15 protein-coding genes are annotated in these 19671 nt (G+C 46.6%); 14 read left to right on the plus strand and 1 reads right to left on the minus strand.

The features are described 5' to 3' along the window. Window positions 1–333 precede the first annotated feature (333 nt). The 14 genes from hexA to nuoN all read left to right on the plus strand — a co-directional run bounded on the left by hexA (window position 334) and on the right by nuoN (window position 16955). Window positions 334–1266, plus strand: coding sequence for a transcriptional regulator HexA (hexA, locus tag C5470_RS12655; protein WP_166289565.1), 933 nt, complete (start codon window positions 334–336; stop codon window positions 1264–1266). A gap of 709 nt (window positions 1267–1975) precedes the next feature. Continuing rightward, window positions 1976–2425, plus strand: a complete 450-nt coding sequence (locus C5470_RS12660) for an NADH-quinone oxidoreductase subunit A (RefSeq protein WP_023045489.1) — start codon at window positions 1976–1978, stop codon at window positions 2423–2425. Window positions 2426–2440: 15 nt separating this feature from the next. Next, on the plus strand, window positions 2441–3115 hold the full coding sequence (locus tag C5470_RS12665) for a NuoB/complex I 20 kDa subunit family protein (protein WP_166289568.1): 675 nt from the start codon (window positions 2441–2443) through the stop codon (window positions 3113–3115). An 89-nt stretch (window positions 3116–3204) separates the two neighbouring features. Next, the gene (gene nuoC / locus C5470_RS12670; RefSeq protein ID WP_207626983.1) at window positions 3205–5004 is read left to right on the plus strand and encodes an NADH-quinone oxidoreductase subunit C/D; all 1800 of its coding nucleotides are present in this window, start codon (window positions 3205–3207) and stop codon (window positions 5002–5004) included. A 2-nt stretch (window positions 5005–5006) separates the two neighbouring features. Beyond that, window positions 5007–5555 carry an NADH-quinone oxidoreductase subunit NuoE gene (gene nuoE, locus C5470_RS12675; RefSeq protein ID WP_036843384.1) on the plus strand — a complete coding sequence of 183 codons (549 nt, stop codon included), beginning with the start codon at window positions 5007–5009 and terminating at the stop codon, window positions 5553–5555. After that, window positions 5552–6916 (plus strand): NADH-quinone oxidoreductase subunit NuoF, encoded by a 1365-nt coding sequence (nuoF, locus tag C5470_RS12680; protein WP_036843385.1) that lies wholly within the window; start codon window positions 5552–5554, stop codon window positions 6914–6916. Before nuoE ends, nuoF begins: the two co-directional genes overlap by 4 nt. 75 nt (window positions 6917–6991) lie before the next feature. After that, window positions 6992–9718, plus strand: a complete 2727-nt coding sequence (gene nuoG / locus C5470_RS12685; protein WP_110742779.1) for an NADH-quinone oxidoreductase subunit NuoG — start codon at window positions 6992–6994, stop codon at window positions 9716–9718. Further along, complete coding sequence (gene nuoH / locus C5470_RS12690) at window positions 9715–10692, plus strand: NADH-quinone oxidoreductase subunit NuoH (RefSeq protein WP_036843387.1); 978 nt, start codon at window positions 9715–9717, stop codon at window positions 10690–10692. Before nuoG ends, nuoH begins: the two co-directional genes overlap by 4 nt. Before the next feature lie 14 nt (window positions 10693–10706). Next, window positions 10707–11249, plus strand: a complete 543-nt coding sequence (gene nuoI / locus C5470_RS12695; RefSeq protein ID WP_036843389.1) for an NADH-quinone oxidoreductase subunit NuoI — start codon at window positions 10707–10709, stop codon at window positions 11247–11249. Window positions 11250–11261: 12 nt separating this feature from the next. Beyond that, the gene (gene nuoJ / locus C5470_RS12700; protein ID WP_036843390.1) at window positions 11262–11807 is read left to right on the plus strand and encodes an NADH-quinone oxidoreductase subunit J; all 546 of its coding nucleotides are present in this window, start codon (window positions 11262–11264) and stop codon (window positions 11805–11807) included. Beyond that, window positions 11804–12106 carry an NADH-quinone oxidoreductase subunit NuoK gene (gene nuoK / locus C5470_RS12705; RefSeq protein WP_036843392.1) on the plus strand — a complete coding sequence of 101 codons (303 nt, stop codon included), beginning with the start codon at window positions 11804–11806 and terminating at the stop codon, window positions 12104–12106. The genes nuoJ and nuoK overlap by 4 nt, the downstream gene beginning before the upstream one ends. After that, window positions 12103–13950 carry an NADH-quinone oxidoreductase subunit L gene (gene nuoL, locus C5470_RS12710; RefSeq protein ID WP_152961641.1) on the plus strand — a complete coding sequence of 616 codons (1848 nt, stop codon included), beginning with the start codon at window positions 12103–12105 and terminating at the stop codon, window positions 13948–13950. The genes nuoK and nuoL overlap by 4 nt, the downstream gene beginning before the upstream one ends. Before the next feature lie 20 nt (window positions 13951–13970). Continuing rightward, entirely contained in the window at window positions 13971–15491 is a 1521-nt protein-coding gene (nuoM, locus tag C5470_RS12715; protein WP_152961642.1) for an NADH-quinone oxidoreductase subunit M, read from the plus strand. 6 nt (window positions 15492–15497) lie between these two features. After that, the gene (nuoN, locus tag C5470_RS12720) at window positions 15498–16955 is read left to right on the plus strand and encodes an NADH-quinone oxidoreductase subunit NuoN (RefSeq protein ID WP_166289571.1); all 1458 of its coding nucleotides are present in this window, start codon (window positions 15498–15500) and stop codon (window positions 16953–16955) included. A 1640-nt stretch (window positions 16956–18595) separates the two neighbouring features. Here nuoN and C5470_RS12725 read toward each other — a convergent pair. Next, the gene (locus C5470_RS12725) at window positions 18596–19657 is read right to left on the minus strand and encodes an alpha-xenorhabdolysin family binary toxin subunit B (RefSeq protein WP_166289574.1); all 1062 of its coding nucleotides are present in this window, start codon (window positions 19655–19657) and stop codon (window positions 18596–18598) included. Window positions 19658–19671: the final 14 nt, after the last annotated feature.

Below are 19671 nucleotides of genomic sequence, written 5' to 3' on the forward strand. Positions count from 1 at the left end.
GTAGATTTTTACTTTATATTTAGTTTTTCTGATATAACTTATGTTATTCTTTGACGTGAGTCAGAAAACAAAATAACCAAACTAGAAATCACATATAGGGTGTTGTAAATAGGGATTGTCCTTAGTCTATTTAGGAATCCGAGTAACTTTTGCTAAGAAAGAGGAGAAAATAAAACCCACTATGGGTTCAATAGGTAAAAAAACAGCAGTAAATCTTTGCCCTATTTAATAGAGTAGAGTACTGTCTAATCGATGTTATTTAATTTGATAGTGCTTACGTAAAAACACCAGGTTAGTTAGTAATTAAAATCAAAAAAAAGTGATGAATAAACAATGATAAATGCAAATCGTCCGATAATGAATCTCGATCTCGATCTGCTAAGAACTTTTGTTGCTGTTGCTGATTTAAATACGTTTGCAGCAGCAGCAGCAGCAGTCTGCAGAACGCAATCGGCTGTAAGTCAGCAAATGCAGCGTTTGGAGCAGTTGGTGGGCAGAGAGTTGTTTGCCCGCCACGGCCGTAATAAGCTTCTTACAGAGCATGGTCTTCAACTTCTTGGCTATGCAAGACAGATCCTGCGCGCTAATGATGATGCTAGTGCATCATTAACCTATAGCGATGCAGAAGGTGAGTTAAGAATCGGTGCATCCGATGATACTGTGGATACACTGCTCCCTTTTTTGTTAAATCGCATCGCTTCGGTTTATCCGCGGATGGCAATAGATGTTCGTATAAAGCGAACTCAATTTATTGAAAGTATGCTGGATAGCCATGAGATCGATTTAGCGCTAACAACGGCAAAGATCAGTCATCATCCCAGGACTGTTTTGCGCTCAACACCGGTATTATGGCATTGTGCCCCTGATTTTCAGCTACAGACAAACGAGCCTGTGCCGCTGGTTGTGATGGATGAAACAAACCCATTCCGCCAGTTGGCGCTGGATACGCTGGATGAGGTCGGGATATCGTGGCGTATTGCTTATGAGGCTGCTTCTCTGTCGGCTGTTCGCACGGCAGTGAATGCCGAAGTCGGTATTACTGCCCGTCCTTTGGAAATGCAAAATGCTGATCTGCGTATTTTAGGCGAGAGTGAAGGGCTTCCCCGTTTGCCTGAAACCCAGTTCTCTCTATATAGACATAGTAATGAACAGAATGAATCTGTTCTGACTGTTTTTAGTGCGATAGAGAATAAGAAAACCCTATACACTATATCGGGGGTTTCTGAAGAACCGCTTTCCGATGATGGCGACATTATTGAAGAGTAATATCTGAAGCACTTAATCTTTTGCTAATACCTCCATTATGGATGAAAGGAGGTATTAGCTTTCCGGATATATTTATAAGTAATCATCAACTAAATTCACCTTATTTTGCCGTTATCATGATCATTGAATATACGGTGGCTTTTTTCCTAACCCCTTCCTGATTTGGTTAACAAATTGTTATATTGTTAACAAAGTAATAATTTGCAGAATTGATAAAATAAGAGTTTCTGTAGTGAGCTTGGATTTTTTTCTTACTCTCACAGATGAAAAATATAATTTCTTCAGATTTGAATGAATTATCATCAGTGTCAAAATTTTTTTCTGTCAAACTGTGTACTTGATCAAATAAATACCCTCTATGAAGCAGTGGAAAGGCAGGTTTTTCCTGAGATAATGATGTAGTAAAAGCGAGTTATCGGTTAAACTAGCTTTCGATGCTGTTTGCATGTCAAGTGACTGACACGTTTTAGCAGTGTGGTAGCACGATCCGTTAAGATTAAGTTTGTTGTTTGTAAATAAATGTTAGATTAATTTTGTCATAACAGACAAAATATTGTTGAGAGGAGTAAAAACCAAAAAGATTCACTCCATCAATCATTGATTAGCAGTGTTTCAGATTTGGTTGTTACCCCTTCCCTTGAATCGATGTGGTGCAACACTGCCAGACAAAAGAGCAGACACTTTTGACACCACTTTTGATGAGTAAGCAATGAGTATGTCAACATCCACTGAACTCTTTGCCCATCACTGGGCATTCGCGGTATTTCTTTTAGGTGCTTTCGGTCTGTGTGCTTTGATGCTGTTAGGGGCGTTTTTTCTGGGTGGGAGAGCTAAAGCCCGGGCAAAACATATCCCTTATGAATCAGGTATTGATTCTGTCGGCAGTGCTCGTCTCCGTATGTCGGCCAAGTTCTATCTGGTCGCCATGTTCTTTGTCATCTTCGATGTTGAAGCTCTGTTTCTATATGCATGGTCAGTCTCTATCAAAGAGAGTGGTTGGTTAGGCTTTATCGAAGCAAGTATTTTCATTTTGGTGTTATTGGCAGGCTTGTTTTACTTGGTGCGTATTGGTGCGCTGAATTGGACGCCATCCCGATCAAGTCGCCAGGTGAGTAAACCAAGCGTTGTGATTAACATTAACAATAGTCATCCGCAGTAATAGCGAGGCATAAAGATGGATTATACGCTCACCCGCATAGATCCGAACGGTGAGAATGACCGTTATCCCCTGCAAAAACAGGAAATTGTCGTTGACCCACTGGAGCAACACGTCCACCGTAGTGTTTATATGGGCAAACTGGAACACGCTCTGCATGATTTGGTGAACTGGGGACGTAAAAACTCCCTGTGGCCTTATAACTTCGGTCTTTCCTGCTGTTATGTGGAAATGGCGACATCATTTACTGCCGTTCATGACGTCGCCCGTTTTGGGGCTGAAGTTTTACGTGCGTCACCCCGTCAGGCGGATTTTATGGTGGTCGCTGGAACCTGTTTCACCAAAATGGCTCCGGTTATTCAGCGCCTTTATGACCAGATGCTTGAGCCGAAATGGGTTATCTCAATGGGAGCCTGCGCCAACTCTGGTGGTATGTACGATATCTACTCTGTGGTTCAGGGGGTTGATAAGTTTATCCCCGTTGATGTTTATATCCCTGGTTGTCCTCCCCGCCCTGAAGCCTATATGCAGGCTCTGATGTTGTTGCAGGAGTCGATCGGCAAAGAGCGTCGTCCGTTGTCTTGGGTCGTGGGCGATCAAGGGGTTTACCGTGCCAATATGCAGTCAGAAAGAGAACGTAAGCACGGGGAACGTATCGCAGTGAAAAATCTGCGTACACCAGACGAAGTTTAGGGCTTTTAGCCGTACAGCGTAACCAGAGCAATGTGTTGCGATAACAATACTGATCAAAACAAACACTGATCAAAGCGTTGTGGTGAAGAATGATGATAGATCAGATAGCGCAAGAAAGCGCCCGGCCTGCGTGGCAGACTCATGACCATCTTGATGATCCGGTTGTGAGTGAGCTGCGTAACCATTTTGGCCCGGATGCCTTTACTGTTCAGCCAACCCGCACCGGTATACCAGTAGTCTGGGTGAAGCGTGAACAATTACTGGAAGTAATCACTTTTCTGAAAAAACTGCCTAAGCCTTATGTCATGCTATTTGATTTGCATGGCATGGATGAGCGCCAGCGTACTCACCGTCAGGGGCTGCCTGACGCAGATTTTTCTGTGTTTTATCATTTGCTTTCTATTGAACGTAACCGCGACATTATGTTGAAGGTTGCGCTCAGTGAGAAAGATTTGCATCTCCCGACGGCAACACTCCTATTTCCAAATGCCAACTGGTATGAACGCGAAACATGGGAGATGTTTGGGATTGTCTTTAACGGCCATCCGAACCTGCGCCGCATTATGTTGCCGCCGACTTGGGAAGGGCATCCGCTGCGTAAGGACTATCCGGCCCGAGCGACAGAATTCGATCCTTTCGAGCTAACCCGGCAGAAAGAAGATCTGGAAATGGAAGCGTTGACTTTCAAGCCGGAAGAGTGGGGAATGAAACGGGGTACCGATAACGAGGACTTCATGTTCCTTAACCTTGGTCCTAACCATCCTTCTTCTCATGGTGCATTCCGTATCATTCTTCAACTGGATGGCGAAGAGATTGTCGATTGTGTACCGGATGTTGGCTATCACCATCGCGGTGCGGAAAAAATGGGTGAGCGCCAGTCCTGGCACAGCTATATTCCCTATACAGACCGTATTGAGTACCTCGGTGGTTGCGTCAACGAAATGCCTTATGTGCTGGCGGTGGAAAAGCTGGCGGGTATTGAGGTGCCTGATCGGGTGAAAACCATTCGTGTCATGTTGTCGGAATTGTTCCGGATTAATAGCCACCTGTTGTATATCTCGACCTTTATTCAGGACGTCGGTGGGATGACACCGGTGTTCTTCGCCTTTACCGACCGCCAGAAAATTTATGATCTGGTGGAAGCGATTACCGGTTTCCGTATGCACCCGGCATGGTTCCGTATTGGCGGTGTGGCGCATGATCTGCCGCGTGGTTGGGATAAATTGCTGAATGATTTCCTGAACTGGATGCCGAAACGCCTTGATTCCTATGTGAAAGTGGCGCTGAAAAACAGCATCTTGAAAGGCCGTTCTATTGGCGTTGCTGCCTATAATTCTAAACAAGCTCTTGACTGGGGCACGACCGGGGCCGGTTTGCGGGCAACGGGTATTGCATTTGATGTACGTAAATGGCGCCCATACTCTGGTTATGAAAATTTTGAATTCGACGTGCCGATTGGTAATAACGGCGACTGTTATGACCGTGTGATGCTGAAAGTGGAAGAAGTCCGTCAAAGTATGCGGATCCTGAAACAGTGTCTGAAAAATATGCCGGAAGGCCCATTCAAGGCCGATCACCCATTGACGACTCCACCGCCGAAAGAACGCACTTTGCAGCATATTGAAACCATGATTAACCACTTTCTGCAAGTGTCATGGGGGCCGGTAATGCCAGCAAATGAGTCTTTCCAGATGATTGAAGCAACCAAGGGTATCAACAGTTACTATCTGACCAGTGACGGCAGTACCATGAGTTATCGCACCCGTGTTCGTACACCGAGTTTTCCTCATTTGCAGCAAATTCCTTCGGTGATCCGCGGTAGCTTGGTTTCTGACCTGATCGTGTATCTGGGCAGTATTGATTTTGTTATGTCTGATGTGGATCGCTAACTATGCAAAGTGAAATTAACGCGAATGCTCAACAGGCGCGCCTTGATGTGGTTAACGTGACAGAGCCTCAGGCAAAAGCAGGTTTTGTACTGAGTACCGAAGAGCACGATGCGATTGAGCATGAAAAACACCATTACGAAGATCCGCGCGCCGCTTCTATCGAAGCATTGAAAATTGTGCAGAAGCATCGTGGTTGGGTGCCGGATGGCGCCATTTACGCGATTGCTGATGTGCTTGGTATTCCTGCCAGTGATGTGGAAGGTGTGGCAACATTCTACAGCCAGATTTATCGCCAGCCAGTGGGCCGCCATATTATCCGTTACTGTGACAGCGTGGTTTGCCACATTACCGGTTATCAGGATGTCCAGGCCGCTATTGAAAGGCATTTGAAGATCTGTCCGGGCCAGACGACGCAAGACGGGCGTTTTACGCTACTGCCAACCTGTTGCTTGGGTAACTGTGATAAAGGCCCGACCATGATGATCGATGACGATACTCACAGTTCTGTCAAACCTGAAGAGATTGAAAAGTTACTGGAGCAGTATCCATGACAGCACATTCAGGAATAAAAGAAATTATCCGTACTGAGGAAACCCATCCTCTTACCTGGCGCTTGCGTGATGACAAACAGCCGGTATGGCTGGATGAGTACCGCAGCAAAAGTGGTTATCGCGGTGCTGAAAAAGCACTGAAAGGCATGGCTCCGGCAGAAGTGGTTTCTTTGGTAAAAGACGCCGGGCTGAAAGGTCGTGGAGGTGCCGGTTTCTCCACCGGTCTGAAATGGAGTCTGATGCCGAAAGACGAAAGCATGAATATTCGTTATCTGCTGTGTAACGCAGATGAAATGGAGCCGGGTACTTACAAAGACCGTTTGCTGATGGAGCAGCTTCCTCATCTGCTGGTGGAAGGGATGCTGATCAGTGCGTTTGCCCTGAAAGCTTATCGTGGCTATATCTTCTTGCGTGGTGAATATGTGGAAGCGGCGGTGCATCTGCGTAAAGCCATTGAAGAAGCTAAGGTGGCAGGTTTGTTGGGTAAAAATATTATGGGCAGCGGCTTTGATTTTGAGCTGTTTGTTCATACTGGCGCAGGGCGTTATATCTGTGGTGAAGAGACCGCGCTGATTAATTCCCTGGAAGGCCGTCGGGCTAACCCTCGCTCAAAACCGCCATTTCCAGCCACTTCCGGCGCATGGGGCAAGCCGACTTGTGTCAATAATGTTGAAACCTTATGCAACGTTCCCTCAATTCTTGAATTCGGTAAAGAGTGGTATATCGGCCTGAGTGCGGGCAAGAGTAAAGATGCCGGTACTAAATTGATGGGATTCTCCGGTCGGGTGAAAAATCCGGGGTTGTGGGAATTGCCATTCGGGGTGACTGCCCGTGAAATTCTTGAAGATTATGCTGGTGGCATGCGTGACGGCCTGAAATTCAAAGCGTGGCAACCGGGTGGCGCAGGAACAGACTTCCTGACCGCTGAACATCTGGATCTGCCAATGGATTTTGAAAATATCGCTAAAGCGGGCAGCCGTTTGGGTACTGCGTTGGCAATGGCTGTTGACCACGAAATCAACATGGTTTCGCTGACCCGTAATCTTGAAGAATTCTTTTCCCGTGAATCCTGCGGCTGGTGTACCCCATGTCGTGACGGACTGCCGTGGAGCGTGAAAATTCTGCGTGCAATAGAACGTGGAGAAGGGCAGCCAGGGGATATCGAAACGTTGGAACAGCTCTGTCGCTTCCTTGGGCCGGGTAATACATTTTGTGCTCATGCACCCGGGGCTGTGGAACCCTTACAGAGTGCCATCAAATATTTCCGTGATGAATTCGAAGCTGGAATTGTGACCCAAGACTATGGGAACACTCACCTGATTGCGGGTATCCAACCAAACCTGCTAAAGCAGCGTTGGTAATGGGTTCTTCACGAAATTAGCAGAATTTTTGATTAACACTTGCTGAAAAGCAGGTCACTTGGAAGCATGCTGACTATGGCTACGATACATGTAGACGGCAAAAAATATGATGTAGACGGGGCTGATAACCTGTTACAAGCTTGCCTCTCTTTAGGGCTAGATATTCCTTATTTTTGCTGGCATCCAGCGCTGGGAAGCGTTGGCGCTTGCCGCCAATGTGCGGTAAAGCAATACCAAAACGCGGATGATACGCGCGGTCGTCTGATTATGTCCTGTATGACTCCGGCAACGGATGGCACTTTCATCGCTATTGATGATGAAGAGGCCAAACAATTTCGTGCGAGTGTGGTTGAGTGGCTGATGGCCAACCACCCGCATGATTGTCCCGTGTGTGAAGAAGGGGGCAACTGCCACTTGCAGGATATGACCGTGATGACCGGCCATACATTCCGTAAATACCGTTTCACTAAGCGTACACATATTAACCAGGAATTGGGGCCGTTTATTTCTCATGAAATGAACCGCTGTATTGCCTGTTATCGCTGTGTGCGCTACTACAAAGATTACGCTGACGGCTCTGATTTTGGTGTCTATGGCGCTAACGATAACATCTATTTCGGTCGCCCTGAAAGCGGCACGCTGGAAAGTGAATTCTCCGGTAATCTGGTAGAAATCTGCCCGACTGGGGTATTCACTGACAAAACCCATTCCGAACGTTATAACCGTAAATGGGATATGCAGTTTGCGCCAAGCATCTGCCAGCAGTGCAGTATTGGCTGTAACACCAGTCCTGGGGAACGTTATGGTGAATTACGCCGTATTGAGAACCGTTATAACGGTACGGTAAACCACTACTTTATGTGTGACCGCGGTCGCTTTGGCTACGGTTATGTCAACCGTAAAGACCGGCCTCGTCAGCCACAACAATTGCGTGGTGATCATTGGATCTCGCTTAACGCTGAACAAGCTATGCAGGGTGGGGCGGATATTTTACGTCAGGCCAAAAATGCCATTGGTATCGGTTCACCACGGGCCAGCCTGGAAAGCAATTTTGCCCTGCGTGAACTGGTGGGCGCGGAAAACTTCTATAGCGGGATTGCTGCTGCTGAACAGCAACGCCTGGATATGATGTTGGAAATTCTCCAGCAGGGTGGCGTTTATACGCCGTCGCTGCGTGAAATTGAAAGCTACGATGCGGTGCTGATTTTAGGTGAAGACCTGACTCAGACCGGTGCCCGTATGGCACTGTCCGTTCGTCAGGCGGTGAAAGGCAAAGCCCGCGAAATGGCAGCAGCTCAGAAAGTCGCTGACTGGCAGATTGCCGCGGTGATGAATATCGGCCAGCGTGCTAAATATCCCCTGTTTGTGACTAACGTGGATGATACCCGTCTGGATGATATCGCGGCGTGGAATTACCGTGCGCCGGTTGATGATCAGGCCCGTTTTGGTTTTGCCGTCGCTCATGCATTGGATAACACGGCACCGGCAGTCGAAAATTTACCTGATGAACTGAAAGCGAAAGTGGAAATGGTTGCGCAGGCACTGATTGGCGCGAAGAAACCATTGATTATCAGCGGCAGTAACGTGGGTAGTGATGCGATCATTCAGGCGGCAGCCAATGTTGCCTGGGCGCTGAAGGATAAAGGCTCAGATGTCGGTCTGTCGTTTGTCGCGATCTATGCGAACAGCATTGGATTAGGAATGATGGAGGCCCAGCCACTGGATGTTGCTTTGCAACGTATTAGCAGTGGTCAATCTGATACGGCTATCGTGATGGAAAATGATCTCTATCGACATGCAGCAGCCGATAAGGTCGATGATGCACTGAACACGCTGAAAAACCTGATTGTGGTTGACCATCAGCGCACGGCTATCATGGATAAAGCCCATCTGATCCTTCCGGCTGCCAGCTTTGCAGAAAGCGACGGCACGCTAGTGAATCAGGAAGGCCGGGCACAGCGTTACTTCCAGGTTTTCCAGCCTTCTTTCTATGACAAATCCGTGGTGATGCTGGAGAGCTGGCGTTGGCTGCACTCTCTGCACGCGACTTATACCGAATGTCATTTGGATTGGACTCAGCTTGACCATGTTATTGATGCTTGTGTTGGCGTGATGCCACAGCTTAAGGGCATTGTTGATGCTGCGCCTGATTCCACATTCCGCATCCGTGGTCAGAAACTGGCGCGTTCACCGCACCGTTACAGTGGCCGTACTGCGATGCTGGCGAATCTCAGTGTCCATGAGCAGCGTCAGCCACAGGATATTGATTCAGCGTTTGCTTTCTCAATGGAAGGCAACAATAGCCCTGATGCAAATCGTCAGCAGGTTCCGTTTGCCTGGGCGCCGGGCTGGAACTCACCGCAGGCGTGGAATAAATTCCAGGCGGAAGTCGGTGGTCATCTGCGCTTTGGTGATCCGGGTGTACGTCTGATTGAAACGACTGACGGTGGTCTGAACTACTTTGATCAGATTCCGGCTGAATTTTCTGTACGGGATAACCAATGGGTCGTCGCGCCTTACCACCACCTGTTTGGCAGTGAAGAATTAACCCAACGTTCCGATGTGATTCAGGAACGTATGCCGGAGCCTTATGTGATGCTCAATAACAAAGATGCGGATCAACTGGGAGTGAAAACAGGTTCTATTCTGGAGTTTGATTGTTTTGGTCAGCAACTGCGTTTGGCAGTTCGTTTGAGTGAAAAGCTCGCTCAAGGTCAGATTGGCTTGCCAATGGGAATGCCGGGTATTCCTCCGGTACTGGCGGGTGTTTCAGTGAATAATCTGCGGGAGGCGGCACAATGAGTTGGTTAACCCCCGACGTTATTGATGTACTGATCGCTATTCTGAAATCGGTGGTGATCTTGGTGGTGGTGGTTGCCTGTGGGGCATTAATGAGCTTTGGTGAACGACGTTTGCTGGCGTTGTTTCAGAACCGTTATGGGCCAAACCGTGTCGGTTGGGGCGGATCATTACAGATCGTGGCCGACATGATCAAAATGTTCTTCAAGGAGGACTGGGTACCTCGTTTTGCTGACCGGTTGATCTTTACCTTAGCGCCTGTTATTGGTTTCTGCTCTCTGTTGCTTGCCTTTGCCATTGTGCCTATCACTCCGAACTGGATGGCTGCGGACCTCAACATCGGCATTTTATTCTTCATGATGATGGCGGGTCTGGCTGTCTACGCGGTTTTGTTTGCCGGATGGGCAAGTAACAACAAATACTCCCTGCTGGGGGCGATGCGTGCTTCTGCACAGACACTGAGTTATGAGGTGTTTCTCGGCCTCTCTTTTATGGGCGTTGTTGCACAGGCTGATTCCTTCAATATGGTGGATATCGTCAACGCACAGGAACACATGTGGAATATCATTCCTCAATTCTTTGGCTTCCTGACTTTTGCTATCGCGGGTGTGGCCGTGTGTCACCGTCACCCATTTGACCAGCCGGAAGCAGAACAGGAACTGGCTGATGGCTACCACATTGAATACTCCGGTATGAAATTTGGTCTGTTCTTCGTGGGTGAATATATCGGTATTGTCACGGTTTCTGCCTTGATTGTGACAATGTTCTTTGGTGGTTGGCACGGTCCATTCCTGCCGCCGTTTGTCTGGTTTGCGCTGAAAACTGCGTTTTTCATGGTGATGTTCATCCTGATACGTGCCTCTTTACCGCGCCCGCGTTATGACCAGGTAATGGCATTTGGCTGGAAAATTTGTTTGCCGCTGACCTTACTAAACCTGCTGGCGACTGCGGCAGTGATTTTGTACAACGCTCAATAAGGGGGGAATGAACCATGACATTAAAAGAGTTAGCGGTTGGTTTCGCCACCCAGGTACGCAGTATTTGGATGATTGGCCTGCATGCTTTTCATAAGCGCGAAACCCAAATGTATCCTGAAGAACCGGTTTATCTGCCACCCCGTTACCGTGGCCGTATTGTGTTGACACGTGATCCGGACGGCGAAGAGCGTTGTGTTGCCTGTAACCTGTGTGCGGCAGTTTGCCCGGTTGGCTGTATTTCATTGCAAAAGGCTGAGCATAAAGATGGTCGCTGGTATCCGGAGTTTTTCCGCATTAACTTCTCACGTTGCATTTTCTGCGGCCTGTGTGAAGAGGCTTGCCCGACTACCGCAATCCAGTTAACACCGGATTTCGAAATGGGGGAGTTTAAGCGCCAGGATCTGGTGTATGAAAAAGATGACCTGACGATTTCAGGGCCAGGTAAATATCCTGATTATAACTTTTACCGTAAGACAGGTATGGCGATTGACGGCAAATCAAAAGGTGAAGCCGACGACGAAGCAAAACCTATCGACGTTAAAAGCCTGTTGCCGTAAGGAGCGATATTCATGGAATTTACGTTTTATACCGCCGGGCTGGTTGCGATATTGGCAACCATCAGGGTGATTACACACACCAATCCAATACACGCGCTTTTGTATTTGATTGTTTCTCTGCTGGCGCTTTCAGCGGTGTTTTTTTCGCTGGGTGCTTATTTTGCTGCAGCGCTGGAGATCATCGTTTACGCCGGGGCCATTATGGTGCTGTTCGTTTTCGTGGTGATGATGCTTAACCTTGGCAGATCTGTTGTTGAACAGGAGCGTATTTGGCTGAAACCGCGGACCTGGGTTGGTCCGGGTCTGCTGTCAGCCGTGTTGCTTATCGTGCTGGTGTATACCATTGTCAACGTTTCTCATGGTGATATTGCCGACAATATCACGGGGGAAGTTGTCAGCGCCAAAGAAGTGGGTATCAGCCTGTTTGGCCCCTATGTGCTGGCTGTTGAACTGGCTTCTCTGCTGTTACTGGCCGGTATGGTGGTGGCTTATCACATAGGCCGTGAACACAAACAGGGTGAAGTGCTCAGTAACCGAAATGCGGAGGAACAACCATGATACCTCTTCAACATGGACTGATTTTGGCGGCAATCCTATTTGTTCTGGGCCTGACCGGGCTCATCATCCGTCGTAATCTGTTGTTTATGTTAATTGGCCTTGAAGTGATGATTAATGCTGCGGCCCTGGCTTTTGTGGTGGTAGGCAGCTATTGGGGGCAGCCGGATGGTCAGGTGATGTTCATTCTGGCGATTAGTTTGGCTGCGGCAGAGGCGAGTATTGGCCTGGCGTTGTTATTGCAGCTTTATCGTCGTCGCCAGAGTCTGAATATTGATACAGTCAGTGAGATGCGCGGATGAACTTACTCTATTTAACAATTCTGCTGCCACTGCTGGGATTTTTGCTGTTGGCATTTTCCCGTGGCCGCTGGTCTGAAAACACATCAGCCACCATCGGGATTGGTTCTGTTGGTCTGGCTGCGCTGGTGACTTTGTGGGTTGCTATTGATTTCAACAGCCAGAATGTGGCGGGTGATCTGGTTTACAGCCAAAACCTGTGGAACTGGATGGAGGTTGGGGATTTCAGTATTCCTTTCACGCTGGTTCTTGATGGTTTGTCTCTGACCATGCTGAGTGTGGTCACCGGTGTTGGTTTCCTGATCCATATGTATGCCTCATGGTATATGCGTGGTGAAGAGGGTTATTCCCGTTTCTTCGCTTATACCAACCTGTTTATCGCCAGCATGGTGATACTGGTTCTGGCAGATAACATGATGCTGATGTATCTCGGCTGGGAAGGGGTGGGGCTGTGCAGTTATTTGCTGATTGGCTTCTACTATACCAACCCGGCAAATGGTGCCGCGGCAATGAAAGCCTTTGTCGTTACCCGTGTGGGTGACGTCTTCCTGGCTATCGGCATGTTTATTCTGTATGACAATTTGGGAACCCTGAACTTCCGCGAATTGGCGGTTTTGGCACCGCAACATCTGGAAGCCGGTTCTTCGGTGATTACCTGGGCGACCCTGATGATATTAGGGGGAGCAGTCGGTAAATCAGCTCAATTGCCGTTACAAACCTGGTTGGCTGATGCGATGGCCGGCCCGACGCCGGTTTCTGCGCTTATTCACGCCGCAACGATGGTGACCGCCGGGGTTTATCTGGTTGCCCGAAGTCACGGTCTGTTCTTGATGGCCCCGGAAATCCTGCAATTGGTTGGGACTATTGGCGCTGTTACTCTGGTGTTGGCAGGTTTTGCTGCGTTGGTGCAAACCGATATTAAACGTGTACTGGCTTACTCAACGATGAGTCAGATTGGCTACATGTTCCTGGCGTTGGGGGTTCAGGCGTGGGATGCGGCAATCTTCCACCTGATGACGCACGCATTCTTTAAGGCGCTGTTGTTCCTGGCCTCGGGTTCCGTCATCCTGGCTTGTCATCACGAGCAGAATATTTTCAAAATGGGTGGATTGCGTAAATCCATTCCGTTGGTTTATATCTGCTTCCTGGTCGGTGGCGCGGCGCTATCGGCGTTGCCAATCGTCACTGCCGGTTTCTACAGTAAAGATGAAATTCTGTGGGGGGCAATGTCACATGGTCATATCAACCTCATGTTAGCGGGTCTGGCCGGTGCGTTTATGACGTCTCTGTATACCTTCCGTATGATTTTTATCGTGTTCCACGGTGAGGCAAAAACCAAAGCGCACCCGGTTAAAGGGATTACCCATCACCTGCCATTACTGGTATTGCTGGTGCTTTCCACCTTTGTGGGCGCATTGATTGCGCCACCACTGGCGGGTGTGTTGCCGCAAGACCATGCAACGGGCGATACAGGTAAAATGATGCTGGAAGTGGTTTCTGGTGTGGTGGCGGTTGCGGGTATTTTGCTGGCGATGGCACTGTATTTAGGTAAACGTCAGTTGGTGAATAGCGTGGCGCAAAGTGCTCCGGGACGCTTCTTTTCCGTATGGTGGTTTAATGCCTGGGGCTTTGATGTTCTGTATGACTGGGTATTTGTTAAGCCATTCAAGAGCATTACCCATTTATTACGGAACGATCCGCTAAATTCACTGATGAATATTCCGGCGGTGTTATCACGCTGGAGTAACAAAGGTCTTAGCCTGAGTGAAAATGGGCAAGTCCGTTGGTACGTTGCCTCTATGGGGTTGGGTGCAGTGCTGGTTTTAGCTCTGCTGCTACTGGTTTAATTTAAGGGACACATTGCGCCATGCTATTACCTTGGCTAATTCTTTTGCCCTTCATCGGAGGTTTGCTGAGCTGGCAGACTGAACGCTTTGGTACCCGTGTACCACGTTGGATCGCGTTAATTTCGATGGGGTTGACTCTGGTGCTCTCACTGCAATTGTGGTTGCAGGGGGGCTATACCCTGGCTAATCCGCAGGGGATCCCTCAATGGCAATCAGAATTTTTTATGCCGTGGATCCCACGTTTTGGTATCAGCATTCACCTTGCACTGGATGGCTTATCCCTGCTGATGGTCGTGTTGACTGCGCTGCTGGGGCTGATGGCTATTCTCTGTTCATGGACGGAAAATCAACCATATCAGGGCTTCTTCCACTTGAACCTGCTGTGGATCCTGGGTGGTGTGATGGGGGTGTTCCTCGCTATCGACATGTTCCTGTTCTTCTTCTTCTGGGAAATGATGTTGGTACCGATGTACTTCCTGATTGCATTGTGGGGACACAGAGGATCAGGCGGTAAGACGCGTATCACCGCGGCGACCAAATTCTTCATTTATACCCAGGCGAGCGGTCTGGTGATGCTGATTGCGATTATGGCGCTGGTATTGGTGCACTATAACGCGACGGGCGAATGGACATTCAGTTATGAGAAATTACTGAATACGCCAATGTCACATACCGTTCAATACCTGCTGATGTTGGGTTTCTTTATCGCCTTTGCGGTAAAAATGCCGGTTGTGCCTTTGCATGGGTGGTTACCGGATGCTCACAGTCAGGCACCAACTGCGGGTTCTGTTGACTTGGCGGGGATCTTGCTGAAAACGGCGGGTTATGGTCTGTTGCGTTTTGGCTTGCCACTGTTCCCGGAAGCTTCTCACGAGTTCACCCCAATCGCCATGTGGTTGGGTGTGCTTGGGATCTTCTATGGCGCATGGATGGCATTCAGCCAGACAGATATCAAACGCCTGATTGCTTATACCAGTATCTCGCATATGGGATTTGTGTTGATAGCGATTTACTCTGGCAGCCAGCTTGCTTACCAGGGGGCGATTATTCAGATGATTGCTCATGGTTTATCAGCCGCGGGCCTGTTTATTCTTTGTGGTCAGCTTTATGAGCGCTTGCATACCCGTGATATGAATCTAATGGGGGGGTTGTGGCGACGTGTGCAGTTTTTGCCTGCGTTGTCGCTGTGCTTTGCTGTTGCGACCCTGGGGATGCCGGGAACCGGTAACTTTGTCGGTGAGTTTATGATTCTGTTTGGCAGTTTTAGTGAATACACGTTAATTATAACGATCTCTGTGTTCGGACTGGTTTTCGCTTCTGTATATGCCCTGTATATGATGCAGCGGGCTTATTACGGCGCGCCAAAATCAGATGAGCCACTAAGACGGATGGATATGCGGGAAATATCTATTGTCATGTTGCTGTTGATATTACTGGTGGTGATGGGCTTCTACCCACAACCTATCCTTGATACTTCAGCGGCAGCGATGGATAACATCCAGACCTGGTATTCAGCTTCAATTTCAACTACAAGGCCGTAATTCGCCATGACAATAACTCCTCAACAACTGATCGCGCTGTTACCGCTGTTGATCGTCGGATTGACGGTAGTGGTTGTGATGCTGTCCATTGCGTGGCGACGCGATCACTTTATCAATACCACGCTGACCGTAGTAGGTTTGAATCTGGCTCTGCTGTCCCTCTACTTTGTTGGGCAGCAGGAAGCGATGGATGTCACCCCACTGGTTCATGTGGACGGCTACGCTATGCTCTATATCGGTCTGGTACTGGTTGCGAGCCTGGCAACGTCTACTTTTGCCTATTCCTGGCTGGAAAACTATCCGGATAACAAAGAAGAGTTCTACCTGCTGGTGCTGATTGCGACCGTGGGCGGTATTCTCCTGGCTTGTGCAAACCATCTGGCATCATTGTTTATCGGTATTGAACTGCTTACTTTGCCGCTATTTGGTTTGATTGGTTATGCCTATCGTCAGAAACGCTCTCTGGAAGCGGCGATTAAGTACATGCTACTGTCTGCGGCGGCATCGTCTTTCATGCTGTTTGGTATCGCGTTGCTCTATGCGGAATCGGGCGATCTCTCTTTTGCGGCACTGGGGCATCGTTTGTCTGACAGCTATATCTATCAACCTTTAATCTTGGCAGGTCTGGGTATGATGGTTGTGGGTCTTGGCTTCAAATTGTCGCTGGTCCCTTTCCATCTCTGGACACCGGATGTTTATCAGGGGGCGCCTGCTCCTGTTTCTACCTTTCTGGCAACTGCCAGTAAGATAGCGATTTTCGCAGTAGTGATGCGTCTGTTTGTTGAAGCGCCGATGGCGGACAGTGAAGCGCTGCGTACGGTATTAACCGTCATTGCGATTGCCTCGATGTTGTTCGGTAACTTGATGGCGCTGACTCAGACGAATATCAAACGCCTGCTTGGTTACTCTTCTATTGCCCACTTAGGTTATCTGTTAGTGGCGCTGGTAGCGGTACAAAACAACCAGCTTGCAGAAGAAACGGTGGGTATCTATCTGGCGGGTTATCTGTTTAGCAGCATCGGTGCGTTTGGTGTCGTTAGCCTGATGTCCAGCCCATATAAAGGACTGGATGCGGATTCCCTCTACTCATACCGTGGCCTGTTTTGGCATAAGCCGATTTTGTCTGCGGTAATGACAGTGATGATGTTGTCACTGGCGGGTATCCCAATGACATTGGGCTTTATTGGTAAGTTCTATGTGATTGTCGTGGGTGTACAGGCTGAACGGTGGTGGCTGACTGCGGCGGTGGTTCTTGGCAGTGCTATCGGCCTTTATTACTATCTCAGAGTGATGGTGAGTCTGTACTTGCATGCGCCAAAAACCCTTAACCGTGATACACCGAGGAATTGGGCCTTAACTGCCGGCGGGATGGTTGTGCTGATTTCTGCATTATTGGTACTGGCGCTGGGTATCTGGCCTCAGCCACTGATTGATGTGGTACAACAAGCGAAAATCATACTCTAAATAGTCAGTCGGTTGTGATGAATTATTTGGAATAATCGAAACCCGGTAAGGTTGTCCTTACCGGGTCAGTTTTGAAAAGACTTGGGTTATAAAAATAAAATCTTTTATTTATTAAAATAGTCTCGTCATATGATTTTAGGTTTTCTCTTAAAACCATGTCTATTTAAATGATGTTTAAATAAATCAGTAAATTCATTTAATAATATTTTATTACAGGAAAATTAATTAGCCAGAAAGGTTATAATGATTAAAGGGATATTTAAGTGTTAAAAGAGCACGAAAATATCTTTTAAAAATAACGATATGAATTTATTATAGCGTTAAATTACATTAAAGGTATGAAATATAAGTATAATTTAAATAAAATCGTAGAAAAGCAATGTTATTGGCTAGTATAAAATAAGTTTAAAAGGGCATATTTAACGTGTCGCGGTGTTGCATAATAAATGCAACATAATAACGATAAAAGTAATCCAGCTCGATTTGATTAAATCATTTATTTGCGAATTTTGTCATTGGGATTATTTATAAACGATTATTTAACTGGCTGATAAAAAGTTTAATCCCCAGTTGAAAACATTATTAAAATCGGTTTGTTTTTTTAAATATATTGTCTTTTTAATCTATTTTATATTCTTATTTTCCTTTTTTACAGGGTGTATAATCATTAATAAAGCCAATTCTTTTTCTCATTTTTCACTGATGGTTTTATGGTGATCGGGTTTTAATCGGTTATTAAAAGCCATTTTTTTGACCTCTGGTTTTAATCATTGTTTTTATTACTCTTAATACCTGATTTCTATTAAGTTTAATCATCATGGTATATTGTGTTTTACGTTTAATCAACGTTAATCATACTTGATTTTTATCTTTGTTGATGCTGTTTTAATGGCAATTTTGAACAGTTTTCATAAGTTACCTTCTTATCTTTTATCTTTATAAATCAACCAGTAAATAGCTTGGTGGTATAAAGATGCCCATTTATGTTTTTTCGGATAATATTCTTTTTTCGCTGATTTCTTTTCAATTTTCTGTTAATGGTTAATAGGATTCGATTAAATTTGATTAACATCTTTTTAAAAATCTGTACTTATAGTTAAATCCGTCTTTTAAGGGAAATGTAGGTAAAAAGATAAAATGAATATGGTTAAAAAGGTGATGTCGAGTAAAGCGATTCTCATTCCGAGAGTTTTCTTATTTTTAATTAAAAATTCATTTAATGAATGGTTTTTATTGAGCTATTTTGAGCCTGTAATTTAAATTTACCCATTTTCATTAAATCGATATTCTGATTTTCTCGTTTTTCTTTTTTCTTTTTTCTTTTTTCTTGTATTTGATTTTTAGGCTTAAAACCAAAGGGGGTAATAGATATATTTTAGAAGGGTAGATTTGTGAAAATCTTTCAGTTTCCGCGTAATGGTATTACGTCCTTAATCTGGCAGACGTGCGGCCCTACTTATGTCTTTGGGGATGTTTTTAAATGGGTTGGTCAATAACCTGACCCGGTAAGGTTGCCCTTACCGGGTTATTATGAGTTGTTGATAACGCTTTTTTCCCCTGAACTGCATTTCACACAAGTTTCATTGACTTATTATGCTTATGCTTTGTATTGCCTGGTGAAAGCCCGGGGGCAGTTGTGTTTAGCTCAACAGAAGCGCTCTGTACTGCGACTCCAGATTATTAAGAAATTCCAGCTGATTATGTATGAGTTTGGTCAGATCTTGCTGGCCGGTTTTACTGTCTATTGTCTCCTGTAATTGATTGGCAAATATACTCCATACTTGTTCCAGTGTTGTTGCCTGGCTCAGTAGTGTGGTGCGCTCTGTCTCGATTTGCTGTGCAGCGCCTATACCGGTAATCCGTTTTTCTGTCTCTTTCAGCTGAGTTTTCAGGTTATCGGACACCTTATTCAACTGAGTGATTTGTTCATCCAGTTTGGATCTGGCATTGGCTAATTCTATATATTTCAGTCCCTTAGAAATATTGTCGAGAGTCTTTTTGGCAATTTCAATTCCCTGCTTAAGTGCCTGTTTGATAGCCTCTTTTTTAGGGTTGCTTATGTCCAGTTTGTCCACTTCGCTGGCATTGGGAATGTAGTCCTTGAACATGTCGGCCAGATTGTATTGGCGAATGACATCCTGGCTTTCGATGATTTTGTCGCGGTCTTCGGTTAGTTTGGTTTTTTTCTGCTCTTTCTGGGTAATATTGGCTTGCAGTTCTACTTTTCGTGCTTGCTCTTCTTCCAGGATGCCTCCCAGGCGTTCTGAAATCACAACGTTACGTACATCGGCAATTTTGCCGGCCAGTTGGTTAGCTTCATTATGTAGGCTGAGAATAACGTTTTTGACATCTTTATTCAGGTTGCGGACCTGCTCTAAACGTGCTTCTAACAGCGCCTCCCGGGTTTCATCGTCCAACTCAGAATTTTCCAGAGCTGCATCAATTTCGAGGATGGTCTGGAAGTATTCTTGAGGAGGGAGCTGCCGCAGGGCAGTTTGCAGGTGAGGCACAGAGATACGTACCGTTTCGTCAAGATCACGGCTGTATACGCCGACCCGTAGCGTTTTTTCCTGGATTATTTCAATGCCTGAAGTTTGTTGTTGCACCAGACGCCAGATGTTTTTCACCGCTTGGTTCAAGACTTTTATGTTGATTTCTGGATAAGTAGCAGAGTTTTGTGGAAAAGTGATGATTTCAGTCATTTTAATATGCTCCT

It is taken from the genome of Photorhabdus stackebrandtii (assembly GCF_011189495.1).
Classification (GTDB): Bacteria; Pseudomonadota; Gammaproteobacteria; order Enterobacterales; family Enterobacteriaceae; genus Photorhabdus; species Photorhabdus khanii.

Coding starts and splice junctions, on each gene's coding strand:
- nuoM (WP_152961642.1), top strand. CDS start 13,971: ATGCTATTACCTTGGCTAATTCTTTTGCCCTTCATCGGAGGTTTGCTG.
- nuoN (WP_166289571.1), top strand. CDS start 15,498: ATGACAATAACTCCTCAACAACTGATCGCGCTGTTACCGCTGTTGATC.
- nuoE (WP_036843384.1), top strand. CDS start 5,007: ATGCAAAGTGAAATTAACGCGAATGCTCAACAGGCGCGCCTTGATGTG.
- nuoK (WP_036843392.1), top strand. CDS start 11,804: ATGATACCTCTTCAACATGGACTGATTTTGGCGGCAATCCTATTTGTT.
- nuoH (WP_036843387.1), top strand. CDS start 9,715: ATGAGTTGGTTAACCCCCGACGTTATTGATGTACTGATCGCTATTCTG.
- nuoF (WP_036843385.1), top strand. CDS start 5,552: ATGACAGCACATTCAGGAATAAAAGAAATTATCCGTACTGAGGAAACC.
- nuoL (WP_152961641.1), top strand. CDS start 12,103: ATGAACTTACTCTATTTAACAATTCTGCTGCCACTGCTGGGATTTTTG.
- C5470_RS12665 (WP_166289568.1), top strand. CDS start 2,441: ATGGATTATACGCTCACCCGCATAGATCCGAACGGTGAGAATGACCGT.
- C5470_RS12725 (WP_166289574.1), bottom strand. CDS start 19,657: ATGACTGAAATCATCACTTTTCCACAAAACTCTGCTACTTATCCAGAA.
- nuoI (WP_036843389.1), top strand. CDS start 10,707: ATGACATTAAAAGAGTTAGCGGTTGGTTTCGCCACCCAGGTACGCAGT.
- C5470_RS12660 (WP_023045489.1), top strand. CDS start 1,976: ATGAGTATGTCAACATCCACTGAACTCTTTGCCCATCACTGGGCATTC.
- nuoJ (WP_036843390.1), top strand. CDS start 11,262: ATGGAATTTACGTTTTATACCGCCGGGCTGGTTGCGATATTGGCAACC.
- hexA (WP_166289565.1), top strand. CDS start 334: ATGATAAATGCAAATCGTCCGATAATGAATCTCGATCTCGATCTGCTA.
- nuoG (WP_110742779.1), top strand. CDS start 6,992: ATGGCTACGATACATGTAGACGGCAAAAAATATGATGTAGACGGGGCT.
- nuoC (WP_207626983.1), top strand. CDS start 3,205: ATGATGATAGATCAGATAGCGCAAGAAAGCGCCCGGCCTGCGTGGCAG.